Here is a 14,460-nt window from a genome sequence, read left to right as displayed (position 1 = left end):
TGTACGAAAAAGCCCATATTAAGAAAAGCTAAGAAAGCCAAGTGAAGGACTTTAGTGTGCGTTATCCGTATTATCAGCCCGCTCTGATGCTATTATTTTGTCTGTTGCTCAGTGGCTGTAGCCTGTGGCAGCGCCCGGCTATGCCCGAGCAACCGCTGGCCGCCAACGAACGCGAACAGCGTATTATGGCGCTGCAACAGTTTAAGTTACAGGCCACATTGGGCATAAAAGCACCTAATGACAGCATCAGCGGTAATTTGAACTGGCACCAGCTTAATAGTGCCGACTATCAGGCACAGCTGCGCAATGCTATCGGGATCAGCCTGTTTGAATTAAGCCACAGCAGCGCTGGCAGTGCGATAAAGATCCGCGGTGACACTTACACCGCGGTAGATACCAGTTCCTTATTGCTGCAACTGGCGGGCTGGTCGATACCCCTGCATGATATGCCGCTGTGGCTGCGTGGCTTACCGGGCAACAGAGGGCGCAACATAGTGCGCGATGAATTTGGCCGTGTTACCGGCTTTAGCCTGACTGACAGCACCGGCATTGTCTGGCAACTGCAGTATCAGAGCTTTTTCCCCGACGCCCTGGCCCTGCCAAAACTTCTGCTGCTAAGTAGCAGCGACACTGAAATAAAACTGGTAATACGAAATTGGCAATAACAACGCTTACGCTGCCCGCCGTGGCAAAACTGAATTTATTTTTACATATTACCGGCCGCCGCGAAGACGGCTATCACAATCTTGAGACGCTGTTTCAGTTGTTAGATGTCGGCGATGAGCTGAGGTTTAGCTTACGCCAGGACGGCGCCATCGGGCTTGATTGCAACAACAGCGAGCTGATAAACGAGCAGAATTTAGTGCTGCGCGCGGCCCGCCTGCTGCAGCAATACAGTGGTTGCAAGCTTGGCTGTGATATTTATCTGGAAAAACACCTGCCAATGGGTGGCGGCCTCGGCGGCGGTTCATCTGATGCGGCCACCACCTTACTGGGCTTAAATAAGCTGTGGCAACTGCAGTTATCTATCGACGTTTTGGCCGACCTCGGCTTGTCGCTTGGTGCAGATGTACCACTGTTTGTCCGCGGCTTTACCGCCTTTGCCCAGGGCGTAGGTGAAAAATTACAACCGCTGCAACTGGACGAAAAACTGTACTTAGTCGTCACGCCGAACTGCCATGTCAGCACCGCAGAAATATTTCAGCACCCTGATTTAATTCGTAATTCTAAGCCAATACCGCCTGGCGAAGTGCTGAGCGCAAACTGGCGCAATGACTGCCAGCCATTGGTAGAACGGCTCTACCCTATTGTTGCAATAACCTTACAGTGGTTGGTAGAATACGCGCCGTGTCAAATGACGGGTACTGGCGCCAGTGTGTTCGCCGCATTCCCGGACCAGACCAGTGCTCAGCATGCCCTTGCGCAATTACCGGCTAACTGCCATGGTTTTATTGCCAGAGGGGTCAACCAGTCGCCAGTTTGGGCTGCGTTGGCAGATACCGAATAAGTAACTGCAGCAGCTATAGGTTGCTGTTTATTGATAAACCGGACTCACCACTGCCCTGAGGATCCTACCGTGCCTGACATGAAGGTTTTCGCTGGTAACGCCATACCAGAACTCGCAAGTAAAATCGCCAGCCGCCTGTATATTAAACTGGGAGATGCCGAAGTCGGCCGCTTCAGTGATGGCGAAGTCAGCGTTCAAATCAATGAAAACGTGCGTGGTTCTGATGTGTTTATCATCCAGTCTACCTGTGCGCCAACTAACGATAATCTGATGGAGCTGATTGTAATGGTCGACGCCTTGCGTCGTGCTTCAGCCGGTCGTATTACTGCAGTAATGCCCTACTTTGGTTATGCCCGTCAGGACCGTCGCGTACGTTCTGCCCGGGTGCCAATTACCGCAAAAGTGGTAGCCGACTTTTTATCCAGCGTTGGTGTTGACCGGGTATTAACGGTAGATTTGCACGCTGAACAAATTCAGGGCTTCTTCGATGTACCAGTAGATAACGTATTTGCCAGTCCGGTACTTTTAGAAGACATGCGTAAGAAAGATCTGCAATCACCGGTAGTGGTATCGCCTGATATCGGCGGCGTAGTACGTGCCCGTGCTATCGCCAAACTGCTGAACGACGCCGACTTAGCCATTATCGACAAACGCCGGCCAAAAGCCAACGTATCGCAGGTTATGCATATTATCGGTGACGTTAAAGATCGTGACTGTATTATCGTTGACGACATGATCGACACCGGTGGTACTTTGTGTAAAGCCGCTGAAGCGTTAAAAGAGCAAGGCGCCAAGCGCGTATTTGCTTATGCTACGCACCCGGTATTCTCTGGCAGCGCGCCACAAAACATTGCTAATTCCGTGATCGACGAGCTGATTATCACTGACACTATACCGCTGACACCTGAGATGAAAGCGGTAAGTAAAGTACGTCAGCTAACGCTAAGCGAAATGCTGGCCGAATGTATCCGCCGTATCAGCAACGAAGAGTCTATTTCGTCAATGTTTGACTAAACAGAGTCTGATTTGCAAAAGGCGCCTTGTGGCGCCTTTTTTAATGGCCCAAATTTACTTAGCCGCCAGATAACGCCGAATTGCCAGATAATCGGCTTGCAGTACGTCGACATCAAACTCCGGCACTGTTACACCGGGCCTCGTGGTTGGCAAAAACACCGCCTGTAATCTGGCATCCGGGTTAAGCAAATACAGCATAATGCCATGTGCCACCAGATAGTCGGCGCTGTCGGGCGCAATGCCATCATTTTGTACGTTAAAACGCAGTGACAGGGCTTGCTCAAACGGCTTTGCTAATGCTGCTACTTGCGGATCCGGTCGCAAACCACGAATATCTGCCGCGAAGTACTGCAGATACTGCGCCAGTTCAACTGCGCTGTCGCGCTTGGGATCTATGCTGTAAAACAGCAAATCCAGCTGAGAGAATTCAGCTTCGCTGGCCAACTGCTGCTGTAAATTGGCCAGTTTGGCCAGCGTCAGTGGGCATACATCCGGGCAATAGGTGTAGCCATAGCTCAGCAGATGCCAGCGCCCTTGCAGCGTTGCAGGTTGCACCGGCAAGCCCTGATGATCCTGCAGCTGAAACGCGCCCAGGCTAACAGGCCTGGCTAACAGTACGGCTTGTTGCAACTGCGGTGCTGTGCGCTGTGGCCGCTGTTGCCATAACAGAAGTGCCAGCAACACCAAGGCCAGTAGCGCCAGTGGCACGCCAAACCGCGCCGGCAACGCTTGCGCCGTTACAGCCGCCACAGATGATCAACCAAAAGCGCACAAAACAGCGCCAATAAATAATATATCGACACCTGAAAAGTTCGCATCGCACTGTGCCTGTCCGGGTACCAGCGCAACATCAAGGCTGAATGTAAAAACCAGCCGCCCAGTAACAAGGCTGACAACAGATATAAAGCCCCGCTCATACCTACGCATACCGGCAACACACTAACGGGTAACAACAATAAGGTATAACTGACGATGGCATCGCGGGTATAAGGCACGCCATGGGTGACCGGCAGCATGGGTACTTTGGCCCGGCGGTAGTCGTCAAGCCGGTCTATCGCCAATGGCCAGAAATGCGCCGGTGTCCAGACAAAGATAATCAGCACCAGTAAAAACGGCTCAATACTGAGTTGATTGGTAACACTGGTCCAACCCAGCAAAGGTGGCAGCGCACCGGATAAGCCACCTAACACAATATTTTGTGAGCTGTAGTACTTTAAAAAGCGGGTGTAAATAACAGCATAACCTATCAGGCCAACACAGGTGAGCACAGCCGTAAGTGGGTTTACCAGCCACCACAACAGGTTTAGCGAAAAAGCTGACAGCAGCACCGCAAACCAGAGTGCCTGGCTTGCCGTTAAACTGCCGCGCACTAACGGGCGGTAGCGGGTACGCTGCATTAAGCGGTCAATTTTGCTATCGGCCAGGTGGTTAAATACTGCCGCTGCAGCCGAAGCACCCGCTATACCCAGGGTGGCAGCAATCAGCTTGTGCCAGTCCTGCCAGGCAGGAGCGGCCAGCAGCATGCCGACCACGGCGGTAATAACCAGTAGCAGCACCACTTTAGGTTTGCATAGCTGTAAATAATGCCGCCAGTTGCCGGTGAAGGAATAGCCCAGCGTTTCAGTTAGCATAATAAGCACCTGTTACAGTTCAGTACTGATGAAAATATAAAAGCCGCAGTGCATGGGTGTAATCGCCTTCGATCGCCATGAGCGCAATAAACACCGCTATGGCAAACAGCGGCACAAACAACAGCAGTTTTAATGCCAAGCGTTCCCATTTTACATGCATAAAAACACTGAGGATCAGCCCGGCTTTAAGCAACATAAAAATCAGAACCAGCGTCCAGCGCAGTGGCCCCTGCAGATGCAGATAATCGACCATGTAAGAAAAAAAACTCAGGAGAAACAACAAGCCCCAAACTTTAAAATACAGGCTGATTGGGTGCTGCTGGGCATGATCGGCAGACATGACTCACCTCACCATAAGTAAAAGAATGCGAAAATAAATACCCAGACCAAATCAACAAAGTGCCAGTACAGGCCGCTGATTTCGACAATTTCATAACCGCGCTGATCATAATCACCGCGCGCCAGCTTACGCGCTACCACTAACAGATAGATCACGCCGGCGCTAACGTGCAGGCCATGAAAGCCGGTGATCATAAAAAAAGCGGCGCCAAATTGGCCGGCCCCCATCGGATTGGTCCAGGGGCGCACGCCATCGGCAATTAATTTGCTCCATTCAAACGCCTGCATGCCAACAAAACTAGCCCCCAGCACCGCTGTTGCCAACATCAGATATACGGCCAGTTTTTTTTGTTTGCGGTAGGCACAACTGACGGCCATTGCCATAGTGCCGCTGCTGGTGATCAGAATAAACGTCATGATAGCGATCAGAAACAGCGGTACGGTATGGCCAAATACCACCAGCTCAAATACCTGGCTGGCATTAGGCCAGTCAGCCGTAGCCGACAAACGCACTGTCATATAGCCGATCAGAAAAATGCTGAAGATAAAGGTATCACCCAGCAGAAAAATCCACATCATCAGCTTGCCCCAGGACACCCTGAAGGCACGCTGATCTGAGGTCCAATCGGTAACGACGCCCTGCCAGCCGCCAGGTTCTGCCGCTTTATCGGATTGCCCGCTCATAAATTAGCCTCGCCAAAGCCACACAGAGCGGCCAAAGTGTTAAGAGTCTGCGCCGGGCTGGTTAGTAACCAGAACAATAGCAACCACAACAACAGCAGGTAGTGCCAGTAAGCGCAGCACAGCGTTAGTGTCTTTTCCAGCGTTGCCGCCCTGGCCTTAGCCAGTTGCAAAAACACCGGTGACACAGCGATGACACCGCCCAGCAAATGCACAGCATGCAATGCGGTTAACAGATAGAAATAGTTGCTGGCAGCCGTGTCGGTAAAACCAAAACCAGCATCAGCTAACTGCAACCAGACACGATACTGGGCAAATAAAAACAGCAAGATTAACGCTACCGCAGCTGTTAATGCCCCCAGCACCGCGCTAAGCCGCTGGCGGGCGGCACACCACTGCGCCAGCTGCATGGCCAGACTGCTGCCCAGCAATAAGCTGGTGCTAAGCCACAAACCGCTGCGATCGGATAAGGGTAACCAGGGCTCGCCGGCCAACACCTGAAAGTCCGGCAACTGCGAGCGCCCCAGCAGAGTAACAATAAACAACGAGAACAATACACTGACCGTAGCGAGGAAAAACTTCAACGCGGTGCGCTGCGGCCAGATATCTTCCGGCAGATAGTGTAATGCCGGATCTTGTCCCTCAGGTTGTGCCAGCCAGGGCTTTTCGGTCAGCTTGCTGAAAATACTCATTGGCCCGCCTTAGCATAAGCCTGGGCATCATCCAGCACGACAGCACTGTCAGGCAGGTTCTGCGGAATAAAATCATCACGGGCACCGGGTACACTGTAGTCATAAGCCCAGCGGTATACGGTTGGCAGTTGCGCACCAAAGTTGCCGTGCGCCGGCGGCGTTTGTGGTGTTTGCCATTCCAGTGTAGTGGCTTGCCAGGGATTGGCACTGGCTGTTTTGCCCCGGCGCAGGCTGATAACCAGGTTGGCTATAAACAGCAGTTGCATCACTGCCACAACCAGTGCCGCAACGGTGATACTGCTATTGAGACTTTGTGCTGATTCAGGAATAAAATCGGTACCGGCAATGGCATAGTAACGCCGAGGCACCCCCAGAAAGCCCAGATAATGCATCGGCAGAAACACCAGATAAGTGCCGATAAAGGTGCCCCAGAAATGCAGCTTTCCTAAACCATCATGCAACATCTTGCCGGTGACTTTAGGAAACCAGTGATAAATAGCGGCAAATAGCACCAGAACTGGCGATACGCCCATCACCATATGAAAATGCCCGACCACAAAGTAAGTGTCGGACAAAGGTAAGTCGACGACCACATTGCCGAGGAATAGCCCGGTCAAACCGCCATGCACAAAGGTAAAGATAAAACCAATGGCAAATAACATCGGCACAGTAAGATGAATATTGCCCTGCCACAACGTCAGCACCCAGTTGTAAACTTTCAGCGCGGTCGGCACCGCAATAATCAGCGTTGTCGTTGCAAAGAAGAAACCAAAATAAGGGTTCATGCCGCTGACATACATATGATGGGCCCAGACAACAAAACTCAGGCCACCAATGGCGACGATAGCCCACACCATCATCCGGTAACCAAAAATGTTTTTGCGCGCATGTGTCGCCAGTATGTCGGACACTATACCAAAGGCCGGCAGTGCCACTATGTACACTTCAGGATGGCCAAAAAACCAGAACAGGTGCTGAAACAAAATCGGGCTGCCGCCGCTGTAATCCAGTTGTTCGCCCAGCGACACTATCACCGGCATAAAAAAACTGGTGCCGACCGTTTTATCTAAAAACATCATTACCGCACTGACCAACAGGGCAGGAAAAGCCAGCAACCCAAGGATAGTCGCAACAAAAATACCCCATACAGTTAGCGGCATCCGCATCAACGTCATGCCGCGGGTACGGGCCTGCAGCACAGTACAGACATAATTTAATCCGCCCATGGTAAAGGCGACAATAAAGATGGCCAGTGATATCAGCATTAGCAAAATACCAGGCCCGGAGCCTGGCGTGCCGGGTAAAATTGCCTGCGGTGGATATAGCGTCCAACCCGCTCCGGTCGGGCCACCGGTGACAAAAAAGCTGGACAGCAGTACCAGCACCGACAGCAGATAGGTCCAGTAGCTAAGCATATTCAGAAACGGAAACACCATGTCACGGGCGCCAACCATTAGCGGGATCAGGTAATTACCAAAGCCGCCCAACAGCAATGCCGTTAACAGATACACCACCATAATCATGCCGTGCATAGTAACGAACTGCAGATAATGCGTAGAATCTATAAATGAAAATTGGCCAGGAAACCCCAACTGCAACCGCATCAGTGCCGACAACACTAAGGCCACCAGCCCGACAAAGATTGCCGTCAGGCTGTACTGTATAGCAATAACTTTGTGATCCTGGCTCCAGACATAACGGGTCCAGAAACTTCCCGGTTCATCATGCTGATGTGCAGTGCCATAACTGGCAGATATTGTCATGCTTTGCTCCTTAATATCGCTGCAAACTCAGGGCTGCAGGCTGCTGATATAGGCTACGACATCTGCTATATCCTGCTCCGACTGCAGCGACTGTGCGATCAGGCTCATTTGCGCACCATAAAAATCGTCCGGATGACTACCCCGCACCCGCTGTTTGAAATAATTCAGTTGCCGCTGCAGATACCAAGCGTCCACACCGGCCAATTTGGGGGCATTCATGGCATAACTGCCACCCGCAGCAGCCCCATGACAGGAGGCGCAGCTGCGGTACAATTTTTGTCCGCGCTGTACATCGCCATCTGTCGTTTTAGTTGTTGCTGGCGGCAGGCTAGCGATATAAGCCAGCAGATGGTTCAGCATGGCAGGATCCGCCACGGTATTGGCCATCGCCGCCATCTGGGCGCCAAACTGGTCACCTTCGGCGCTACCGCGAATACCTTGCTGATAGTGCAGCAACTGCCGGCGCAGATACCAGCGCGACTGCCCGGCCAGTGCCGGGGCATGCATTTGCTGATTGCCCTCACCAGCCGCACCATGGCAGGCAGCACAGAGTTGATACTGCGCCTGGCCCAGCCGGATATCAGCCTCTGCTACCGTCTGGCTTTGACCAAAGGTTTGCTGCTGCGCTAACCACTGCTGATATTCGCTACCGGCTTTCACTACAACTTTACTGCGCATAGCAAAATGGCCGCTGCCGCATAACTCTTCACACAGCACATCAAACTGGCCGGTCTGCGTCGGGGTAAACCAGAGCGTGCTGACCATACCCGGCACCAAATCCATTTTTACTCTGAACTGCGGCACGGTGAAATTGTGTAGCACATCGGCAGATCGCAGCAGCATTTTCACCGGCTGATCCAGTTCCAGTACCAGCTCTTTACTTAAAATGATGACATCGTCTGTGCCGGCAGGATCGGATGGCACTATGCCCAATGGGTTTTGTTCAGATATCAGCGCCGTATCAACTTTGCCCAACTGGCCATCGGCGCCGGGCAAACGAAAACGCCAGTGCCATTGCTGGCCAAAAGCTTCAACTTCAGTGGCGTGTTCCGGTGGCTGAACAAACTGGGCCCAGACATATAAACCCGGTGCCAGCATGGCGGCGATACCAACACTGGTCAGGGCAACCAGCCAGCCTTCCAGCTTTTTGTTTTCAGGTTCATAGTGTGCTTTATGGCCTGGCCGGCTGCGAAAGCGAAATATCGCAAAAGCCAAAAACAGATTAACCAGCACAAATACCACGCCGGTTATCCACACCGTAATATCGACAGTAAAATCAATGGATGACCAGTTAGACGCCAGTGGTGTAAACCACCAGACACTAAAGTAATGCAGTAACAGAGAGCCGATTACCAGCAATACAATAACGAGGGTAATTGCCATAACGCTGTTATTCCTTAACGTTAAAAGTGAAAGTACCAGGTATCGACTTCAACAAATTAACCAGACAACAGTACGTACAACTATTAGCCCAACAACTTGAGGACTGAGCTTTATTTGATTTTGACTATAGGCGATAAATGAGCAGCTTGCCTAAAAAACCGGCGTACAACTGCACGCCGGTTTGGCTAAAGTACTGCAACTGTCAGGGCATGGCTTTCATAAAACGGCGAAAATAAATTTGCGTACGTACCACCCAACCGGGGGCGCCTTCACCACTGCCGGCTAACTGTAATTTGGGGTGGCGCCGCACGGTACGGTTTAACACGGCTTCGTCTTGCGGATCGATGTCAACAAACAGCACATGCTTGCCTTGCTGCAACACATCCTGAAACTTTTTAAAGTGCACGTTAGGTTCCTGTATGCCGATAAAGCCACCTTCCCAGGTACAAAAACCCAGCACCACTATGGCTAAAAATATAAATGGCACCCAACCAGCGGCACTCTCAGTCCAGCCCATACTGTAAGCCACCAGCAACACCACTGCCGCAGCTATAACTCCGACTACAGCACCCAGTTCAGTTGCATGCACAACATCGCTTTTTAGTACCGCGGACACTTCCGGTAAATGATGTAATTCGACGTTGGCATCCTGTTCACTTAAAACATGAATTTGCGGGGTATTAATCCCCTGTTGTTCGAGCTCGCGCTCAACAGCTTCAAGATCATCAAGATCTTCGCTGATAAAATACCGTCTTAACATAATATTCTCCGCTAAAAGCTTGCGATATGTCGCCGTAGTCGCTTTGCAAACCAAGGGCAGTTAGCCATTGGCCTAACTGCAAAGCTGCTCACTTTTTAACCAGCACTTCTCAGTATAGTCTTAATTTAGCTATCGCGTATAAATGCCGCTAATTTGCAATTGCAGCTAGCGGGTGCCGGTGGTAATATGTCGCGCCCCAGAAAATGGGGTCCAGCCTGAGACTGGTCGCAAGTCTTGGGATACTTAAATATTTGGAGTACATCATGTCTGATGCAATCTTTACATTAAACGCAGAAGTCCGTACTGACTCAGGGAAAGGTGCGAGCCGCCGCCTGCGTCACGAAGACAAAGTGCCAGCTATCATCTACGGTGGTAGCAAACCAGCGCAATCAATCACTTTAGAGCACTCTAAACTGATTAAAGCACAAAGTTTCGAAGCCTTTTACTCACACATCCTGACAATTAACGTTGCCGGTGAAGAAGTAAAAGCCATCGTTAAAGCTATGCAGCGTCACCCGTTCAAGCCAAAAGTTATGCACGTTGACTTCCAACGCGTAGAAGCTGGCCACGAACTGCACACCGTTGTTCCTGTTCACTTCGTTAGCGAAGAAGCAGCAGTTAAAAAAGGTGGCGTAGTAGTACACGCTGCTAACGAAATCGAAATCTCTTGTCTGCCTGCAGACTTACCAGAGTTTATCGAAGTTGACATGAGCAATGTTGAAGTAGGTACTCACCTGCATTTATCTGATCTGAAAGCGCCTAAAGGTGTTACTTTCGTTCAGTTAGCTAAAGGTCACGACTTAGCCGTTGTTTCTGTAAACAAACCAGCTGGTAAAGCAGCTGATGCAGAAGAAACTGAAACTGCTGAGTAATGTCTGACACGACTCAATCAGCCATACAGTTGATTGTGGGCCTGGGTAATCCGGGCCCGGAATACAGCCAGACCCGGCACAATGCCGGTGTCTGGTTTGTTCAACAACTGGCCCACGCCTTTAATGCCAGTTTTAAAAACGAACCGAAATTTTTCGGTCATACCGGCAAGTTTGTCTGTGCCGGCCAAGAATTCAAACTGCTTATTCCCTCTACTTACATGAATTTAAGCGGTAAAGCCGTGCTGGCGATGGCACAGTTTTACAAGCTGGCTCCCGAGCAAATACTGGTGGCGCATGATGAAATGGCGCTCGAACCCGGAGTAGCAAAATTTAAACTCGGTGGCGGCCATGCCGGCCACAATGGTTTGCGTGATATTATTTCCCGCCTGGGCAATAATCAGAATTTCTATCGTTTGCGTCTGGGCGTTGGCCATCCGGGACACAAAGATCAGGTCACCGGCTATGTGCTTGGTAAAGCACCAGCCAGCGAACAACAACTTATCGAACAAAGTATTGATGAAGCAACGCGTTGCTTTGACATTCTGGCCCGTGATGGCCTGGTAAAAGCGCAAAGCCGCCTGCACAGTTTTAAAGCCAGCTGATACAGCCGGTACAACTTTTTACAGCACGTAAAGGATACTAATTATGGGTTTCAAATGTGGCATCGTTGGCTTACCAAACGTAGGCAAATCCACCCTGTTTAATGCATTAACTAAAGCAGGCATTGAAGCGGCAAACTTTCCGTTCTGTACTATTGAGCCCAATACCGGCGTAGTACCGGTACCGGATCTGCGGCTGGATAAACTGGCTGCCATTGTTAACCCACAGCGGGTACTGCCTACCACGATGGAATTCGTTGATATCGCCGGTTTAGTGAAAGGCGCCTCTAAAGGTGAAGGCCTGGGTAACAAATTTTTGGCTAACATCCGTGAAACCGACGCCATCGGCCATGTAGTACGCTGTTTTGACGATGAAAACATTATTCACGTAGCCGGCAAAATTGACCCGGCCGACGATATCGACACCATTAATATGGAGCTGGTACTGTCTGATATGGACAGCGCCGAGCGAGCTATTTTACGTGTCAGCAAAAAAGCTAAAGGTGGCGACAAAGACGCCAAAGCCGAAATAGTAGTGCTGGAAAAAGTGAAAGCGCATTTAGAGCAAGGCTTAACGCTGCGTCAGCTGGAGCTGGATAAAGACGAAAAAGCCCTGATTGCTTACATGAACTTCTTAACCATCAAGCCGACGATGTATATCGCTAACGTGACCGATGACGGCTTTGAAAATAACCCTTATCTGGACATCGTTAAAGCCATTGCCGACAAAGAAAATGCCATCGTCGTACCGGTTTGTGCCGCCATTGAATCAGAAATTGCCGAGCTGGATGATGATGAGAAAGCTGAGTTTATGGCCGATATGGGCTTAGAAGAGCCGGGCTTAAACCGCGTTATCCGTGGTGGTTACTCTCTGCTTAACCTGCATACCTACTTTACCGCTGGCGTAAAAGAAGTACGCGCCTGGACTGTGGCTATTGGTGCCACCGCGCCACAGGCAGCCGGCGTAATCCACACCGACTTTGAAAAAGGCTTTATCCGCGCTGAAGTGGTCGGCTACAACGACTTTGTGCAATACAACGGCGAAGCCGGCGCGAAAGAAGCCGGTAAATGGCGTTTAGAAGGTAAAGACTACATCGTAAAAGATGGCGATGTGATGCATTTCCGCTTTAACGTTTAAACCTTACGCATTCTAGAAAAGTCGGCTTGTACGCCGACTTTTCTATATCCCCCATATGTATACTCAAGAAAATTAAAAAACTTCTCGGTACTTGTACCGTCTGAACCATATAAAGTCTTCCAGCGGGTTCTTGCACACCTTGTAAATTTCGACTTAAAGTGATATTTTGCCAATATTTTGTAAACCTATATTTAACAAATATGGTTAAAGTTATACTGATTTTACTATTGGCAGTAATGCACGCCGAAGCAAATGAGCTCAATGGCTCATTTGAAAGTGGAACTTATGTTAGTCCAAGCGGTATATTTTCCTGTAATTTGCATAACGAGAAACTGATGGTAGATCTTGATTCACTATCAGATAATTACAATGAAGATAAAACTGAGTTAGTTAAGTTTTCTTCATCAACTTCTGATGTTTATATCAACTACTGGTATTCACTTGCTCCAAAAAATGCTGTGTTCTCGCAAATAGAAGATTCTGTCGGAACTGACGACACGAATTTAGCACTGCTGTTCACTCAACTGGAAGAAGGTGTACTTAATGATGTATTTCTCTTGAACCTTACCCAAGTAAAGCAAGAATCAATATTTGTTAATAATGGCATTGCACAGCTTAAAGTTTACCTAGCTGAATTCGAGGACAAGGTTCAACACGTTTCGTCCATAGCGTGGATTTCAGACAAATACATTATAACCAGTGTCGTCTTGCCATTAGATATGTATCTCCCTAAAAGCCAGGGAATACTAGATCCCATCCAATTAGGCGACTTAGCAAAAGTTCATCTCCATAGCTGTAAACTATCAACAAACTGAAAAAGGATTTACATATGTCTATTTCTCCTACTTTAAGTGATTTACCTTATGATTTCCCTCAGAAACCCCAAGATCAGCTGAATACTCTAGCTGATATTTTGGGCATACCTCGCCACAAAGTGAAAAACGGCGGCGACGCTGAAATTGATGCCATGATTGGTGTGATTTTATACAGACACCTCGACCCTGCGCAGAGACAAACCGCCATGCGGGATATTCGCGCTATTGGTTCAAAATCGTTAATGGGTGATCTTATAGACAAGGCTTTACAAACTACTTTTGTTAATAAAAATTGGGGCTTGTGGTCGTTGACCAATAGTGAGTTAGTCGAATACAAGGAAACAAGAGAAACAATTAGCAAATATGCATCAGCAATAGGGATCGGAGCAACGGCTTTAGACAGTAAAAGTCTCATTAACGACATATTTAAAAATAAGAAGATGAACCGTAAACATGTTGCAGTTCTTGTAATTTGGGCTGCAGTCTATGTAAATAGTAGCCAGCTGAGCAATGCCAACGTAGAGTGGCAACGCAGACACTCTATGAATCCTTCCACTTACCACAACAGGTAAATTTCGATAATGCTTAAGACTCTGATCTTATTGGGTTTGTATTTAGCTGCAATGTTTTGGTACTGGTTTAATTCTCCAGAGAACAAAGACATTATGTTTGTAGTGCTTGTAGTCATCTTTATCCTTTCAGAAGTCAAAAATGCTTATGACATGAACAAGCTGCAAAAACACATTGAGACGTTAAAACAGCCGAACAGCTAATAAAAAGTCAGCTGATATATTCCACAATATTACAGAAAAAGCCGTTGTTTACCGACAACGGCTTTTTTTATTGCTTGTGAAACCAGCGTTTTGCATATTAATTCGGCAAACGAACCAACATTGATTTTTAAACGCAAAAAAACGGTTGACGCTATAGGGGCAGTTCTGGATAATACGCGCCACTTGCTTAGGTCAAGTTAGCGTGGCTACATAGCTCAGCTGGTTAGAGCACAGCACTCATAATGCTGGGGTCGCAGGTTCGATTCCCGCTGTAGCCACCACTTTAACTTTACCTGTGCATGCGGGGATGGCGGAATTGGTAGACGCACTGGATTTAGGTTCCAGCGCCGCGAGGTGTGAGAGTTCGAGTCTCTCTCTCCGCACCACTTTTAAAGTGGATGCACACAAGTTTTTGCAGGGGCGTAGCCAAGCGGTAAGGCAGCGGGTTTTGATCCCGCCATGCGTTGGTTCGAATCCAGCCGCCCCTGCCATT

General features: G+C 49.3%; 16 protein-coding genes and 3 tRNA genes. 11 read left to right on the top strand and 8 right to left on the bottom strand.

Annotated features, from left to right (window positions below; genetic code table 11):
• The first annotated feature begins 41 nt into the window (after positions 1-41).
• From lolB to MN202_RS03675, 3 genes are all read left to right on the top strand, one after another.
• A complete protein-coding gene (lolB, locus tag MN202_RS03685) occupies positions 42-665 on the top strand; it encodes a lipoprotein insertase outer membrane protein LolB (RefSeq protein ID WP_335734730.1) in 624 nt (207 codons plus the stop codon).
• Positions 662-1,507: a 4-(cytidine 5'-diphospho)-2-C-methyl-D-erythritol kinase gene (gene ispE / locus MN202_RS03680; RefSeq protein WP_335734818.1), complete on the top strand. Its 846-nt coding sequence runs from the start codon at positions 662-664 to the stop codon at positions 1,505-1,507. The genes lolB and ispE overlap by 4 nt, the downstream gene beginning before the upstream one ends.
• A 78-nt stretch (positions 1,508-1,585) precedes the next feature.
• Positions 1,586-2,521 (top strand): ribose-phosphate pyrophosphokinase, encoded by a 936-nt coding sequence (locus MN202_RS03675; protein ID WP_335734729.1) that lies wholly within the window; start codon positions 1,586-1,588, stop codon positions 2,519-2,521.
• 54 nt (positions 2,522-2,575) lie between these two features.
• On the opposite strand, the gene MN202_RS03670 is transcribed toward MN202_RS03675, so the two are convergent.
• The 8 genes from MN202_RS03670 to MN202_RS03635 form a co-directional block, all read right to left on the bottom strand.
• Positions 2,576-3,271, bottom strand: coding sequence for an SCO family protein (locus MN202_RS03670; RefSeq protein ID WP_335734728.1), 696 nt, complete (start codon positions 3,269-3,271; stop codon positions 2,576-2,578).
• Entirely contained in the window at positions 3,259-4,152 is an 894-nt protein-coding gene (gene cyoE, locus MN202_RS03665) for a heme o synthase (RefSeq protein ID WP_335734727.1), read from the bottom strand. The genes MN202_RS03670 and cyoE overlap by 13 nt, the downstream gene beginning before the upstream one ends.
• A 19-nt stretch (positions 4,153-4,171) precedes the next feature.
• The gene (locus tag MN202_RS03660) at positions 4,172-4,492 is read right to left on the bottom strand and encodes a cytochrome C oxidase subunit IV family protein (RefSeq protein ID WP_335734726.1); all 321 of its coding nucleotides are present in this window, start codon (positions 4,490-4,492) and stop codon (positions 4,172-4,174) included.
• 8 nt (positions 4,493-4,500) lie between these two features.
• Positions 4,501-5,175 carry a cytochrome c oxidase subunit 3 gene (locus MN202_RS03655; RefSeq protein WP_335734725.1) on the bottom strand — a complete coding sequence of 225 codons (675 nt, stop codon included), beginning with the start codon at positions 5,173-5,175 and terminating at the stop codon, positions 4,501-4,503.
• Positions 5,172-5,864 carry a cytochrome c oxidase subunit 3 gene (locus MN202_RS03650; RefSeq protein ID WP_335734724.1) on the bottom strand — a complete coding sequence of 231 codons (693 nt, stop codon included), beginning with the start codon at positions 5,862-5,864 and terminating at the stop codon, positions 5,172-5,174. The genes MN202_RS03655 and MN202_RS03650 overlap by 4 nt, the downstream gene beginning before the upstream one ends.
• Positions 5,861-7,627, bottom strand: a complete 1,767-nt coding sequence (locus MN202_RS03645) for a cytochrome c oxidase subunit I (protein WP_335734723.1) — start codon at positions 7,625-7,627, stop codon at positions 5,861-5,863. The genes MN202_RS03650 and MN202_RS03645 overlap by 4 nt, the downstream gene beginning before the upstream one ends.
• A 27-nt stretch (positions 7,628-7,654) precedes the next feature.
• Positions 7,655-9,010 carry a c-type cytochrome gene (locus MN202_RS03640; RefSeq protein ID WP_335734722.1) on the bottom strand — a complete coding sequence of 452 codons (1,356 nt, stop codon included), beginning with the start codon at positions 9,008-9,010 and terminating at the stop codon, positions 7,655-7,657.
• Positions 9,011-9,212: 202 nt separating this feature from the next.
• Positions 9,213-9,770: an NAD/FAD-utilizing enzyme gene (locus MN202_RS03635; protein ID WP_335734721.1), complete on the bottom strand. Its 558-nt coding sequence runs from the start codon at positions 9,768-9,770 to the stop codon at positions 9,213-9,215.
• 263 nt (positions 9,771-10,033) lie between these two features.
• On the opposite strand from MN202_RS03635, the gene MN202_RS03630 reads away from it, so the two are divergent.
• From MN202_RS03630 to MN202_RS03595, 8 genes are all read left to right on the top strand, one after another.
• Entirely contained in the window at positions 10,034-10,642 is a 609-nt protein-coding gene (locus MN202_RS03630) for a 50S ribosomal protein L25/general stress protein Ctc (protein ID WP_335734720.1), read from the top strand.
• The gene (gene pth / locus MN202_RS03625; protein ID WP_335734719.1) at positions 10,642-11,244 is read left to right on the top strand and encodes an aminoacyl-tRNA hydrolase; all 603 of its coding nucleotides are present in this window, start codon (positions 10,642-10,644) and stop codon (positions 11,242-11,244) included. The genes MN202_RS03630 and pth overlap by 1 nt, the downstream gene beginning before the upstream one ends.
• Before the next feature lie 43 nt (positions 11,245-11,287).
• Positions 11,288-12,379, top strand: a complete 1,092-nt coding sequence (ychF, locus tag MN202_RS03620; RefSeq protein ID WP_335734718.1) for a redox-regulated ATPase YchF — start codon at positions 11,288-11,290, stop codon at positions 12,377-12,379.
• Positions 12,380-12,714: 335 nt separating this feature from the next.
• On the top strand, positions 12,715-13,194 hold the full coding sequence (locus tag MN202_RS03615) for a hypothetical protein (RefSeq protein WP_335734717.1): 480 nt from the start codon (positions 12,715-12,717) through the stop codon (positions 13,192-13,194).
• 14 nt (positions 13,195-13,208) lie between these two features.
• Positions 13,209-13,766 (top strand): hypothetical protein, encoded by a 558-nt coding sequence (locus MN202_RS03610; RefSeq protein WP_335734716.1) that lies wholly within the window; start codon positions 13,209-13,211, stop codon positions 13,764-13,766.
• 405 nt (positions 13,767-14,171) lie between these two features.
• A tRNA-Met gene (locus MN202_RS03605) sits at positions 14,172-14,248 on the top strand.
• Positions 14,249-14,268: 20 nt separating this feature from the next.
• Positions 14,269-14,353 (top strand) — tRNA-Leu (locus tag MN202_RS03600).
• Positions 14,354-14,383: 30 nt separating this feature from the next.
• Positions 14,384-14,458 (top strand) — tRNA-Gln (locus tag MN202_RS03595).
• Positions 14,459-14,460 lie beyond the last annotated feature (2 nt).

The organism is Rheinheimera muenzenbergensis (assembly GCF_036984005.1).
GTDB lineage: Bacteria > Pseudomonadota > Gammaproteobacteria > Enterobacterales > Alteromonadaceae > Alishewanella > Alishewanella muenzenbergensis.
Note: the sequence above shows the minus strand (reverse complement) of the source record. Positions and strands in the feature narration are given on the sequence as shown.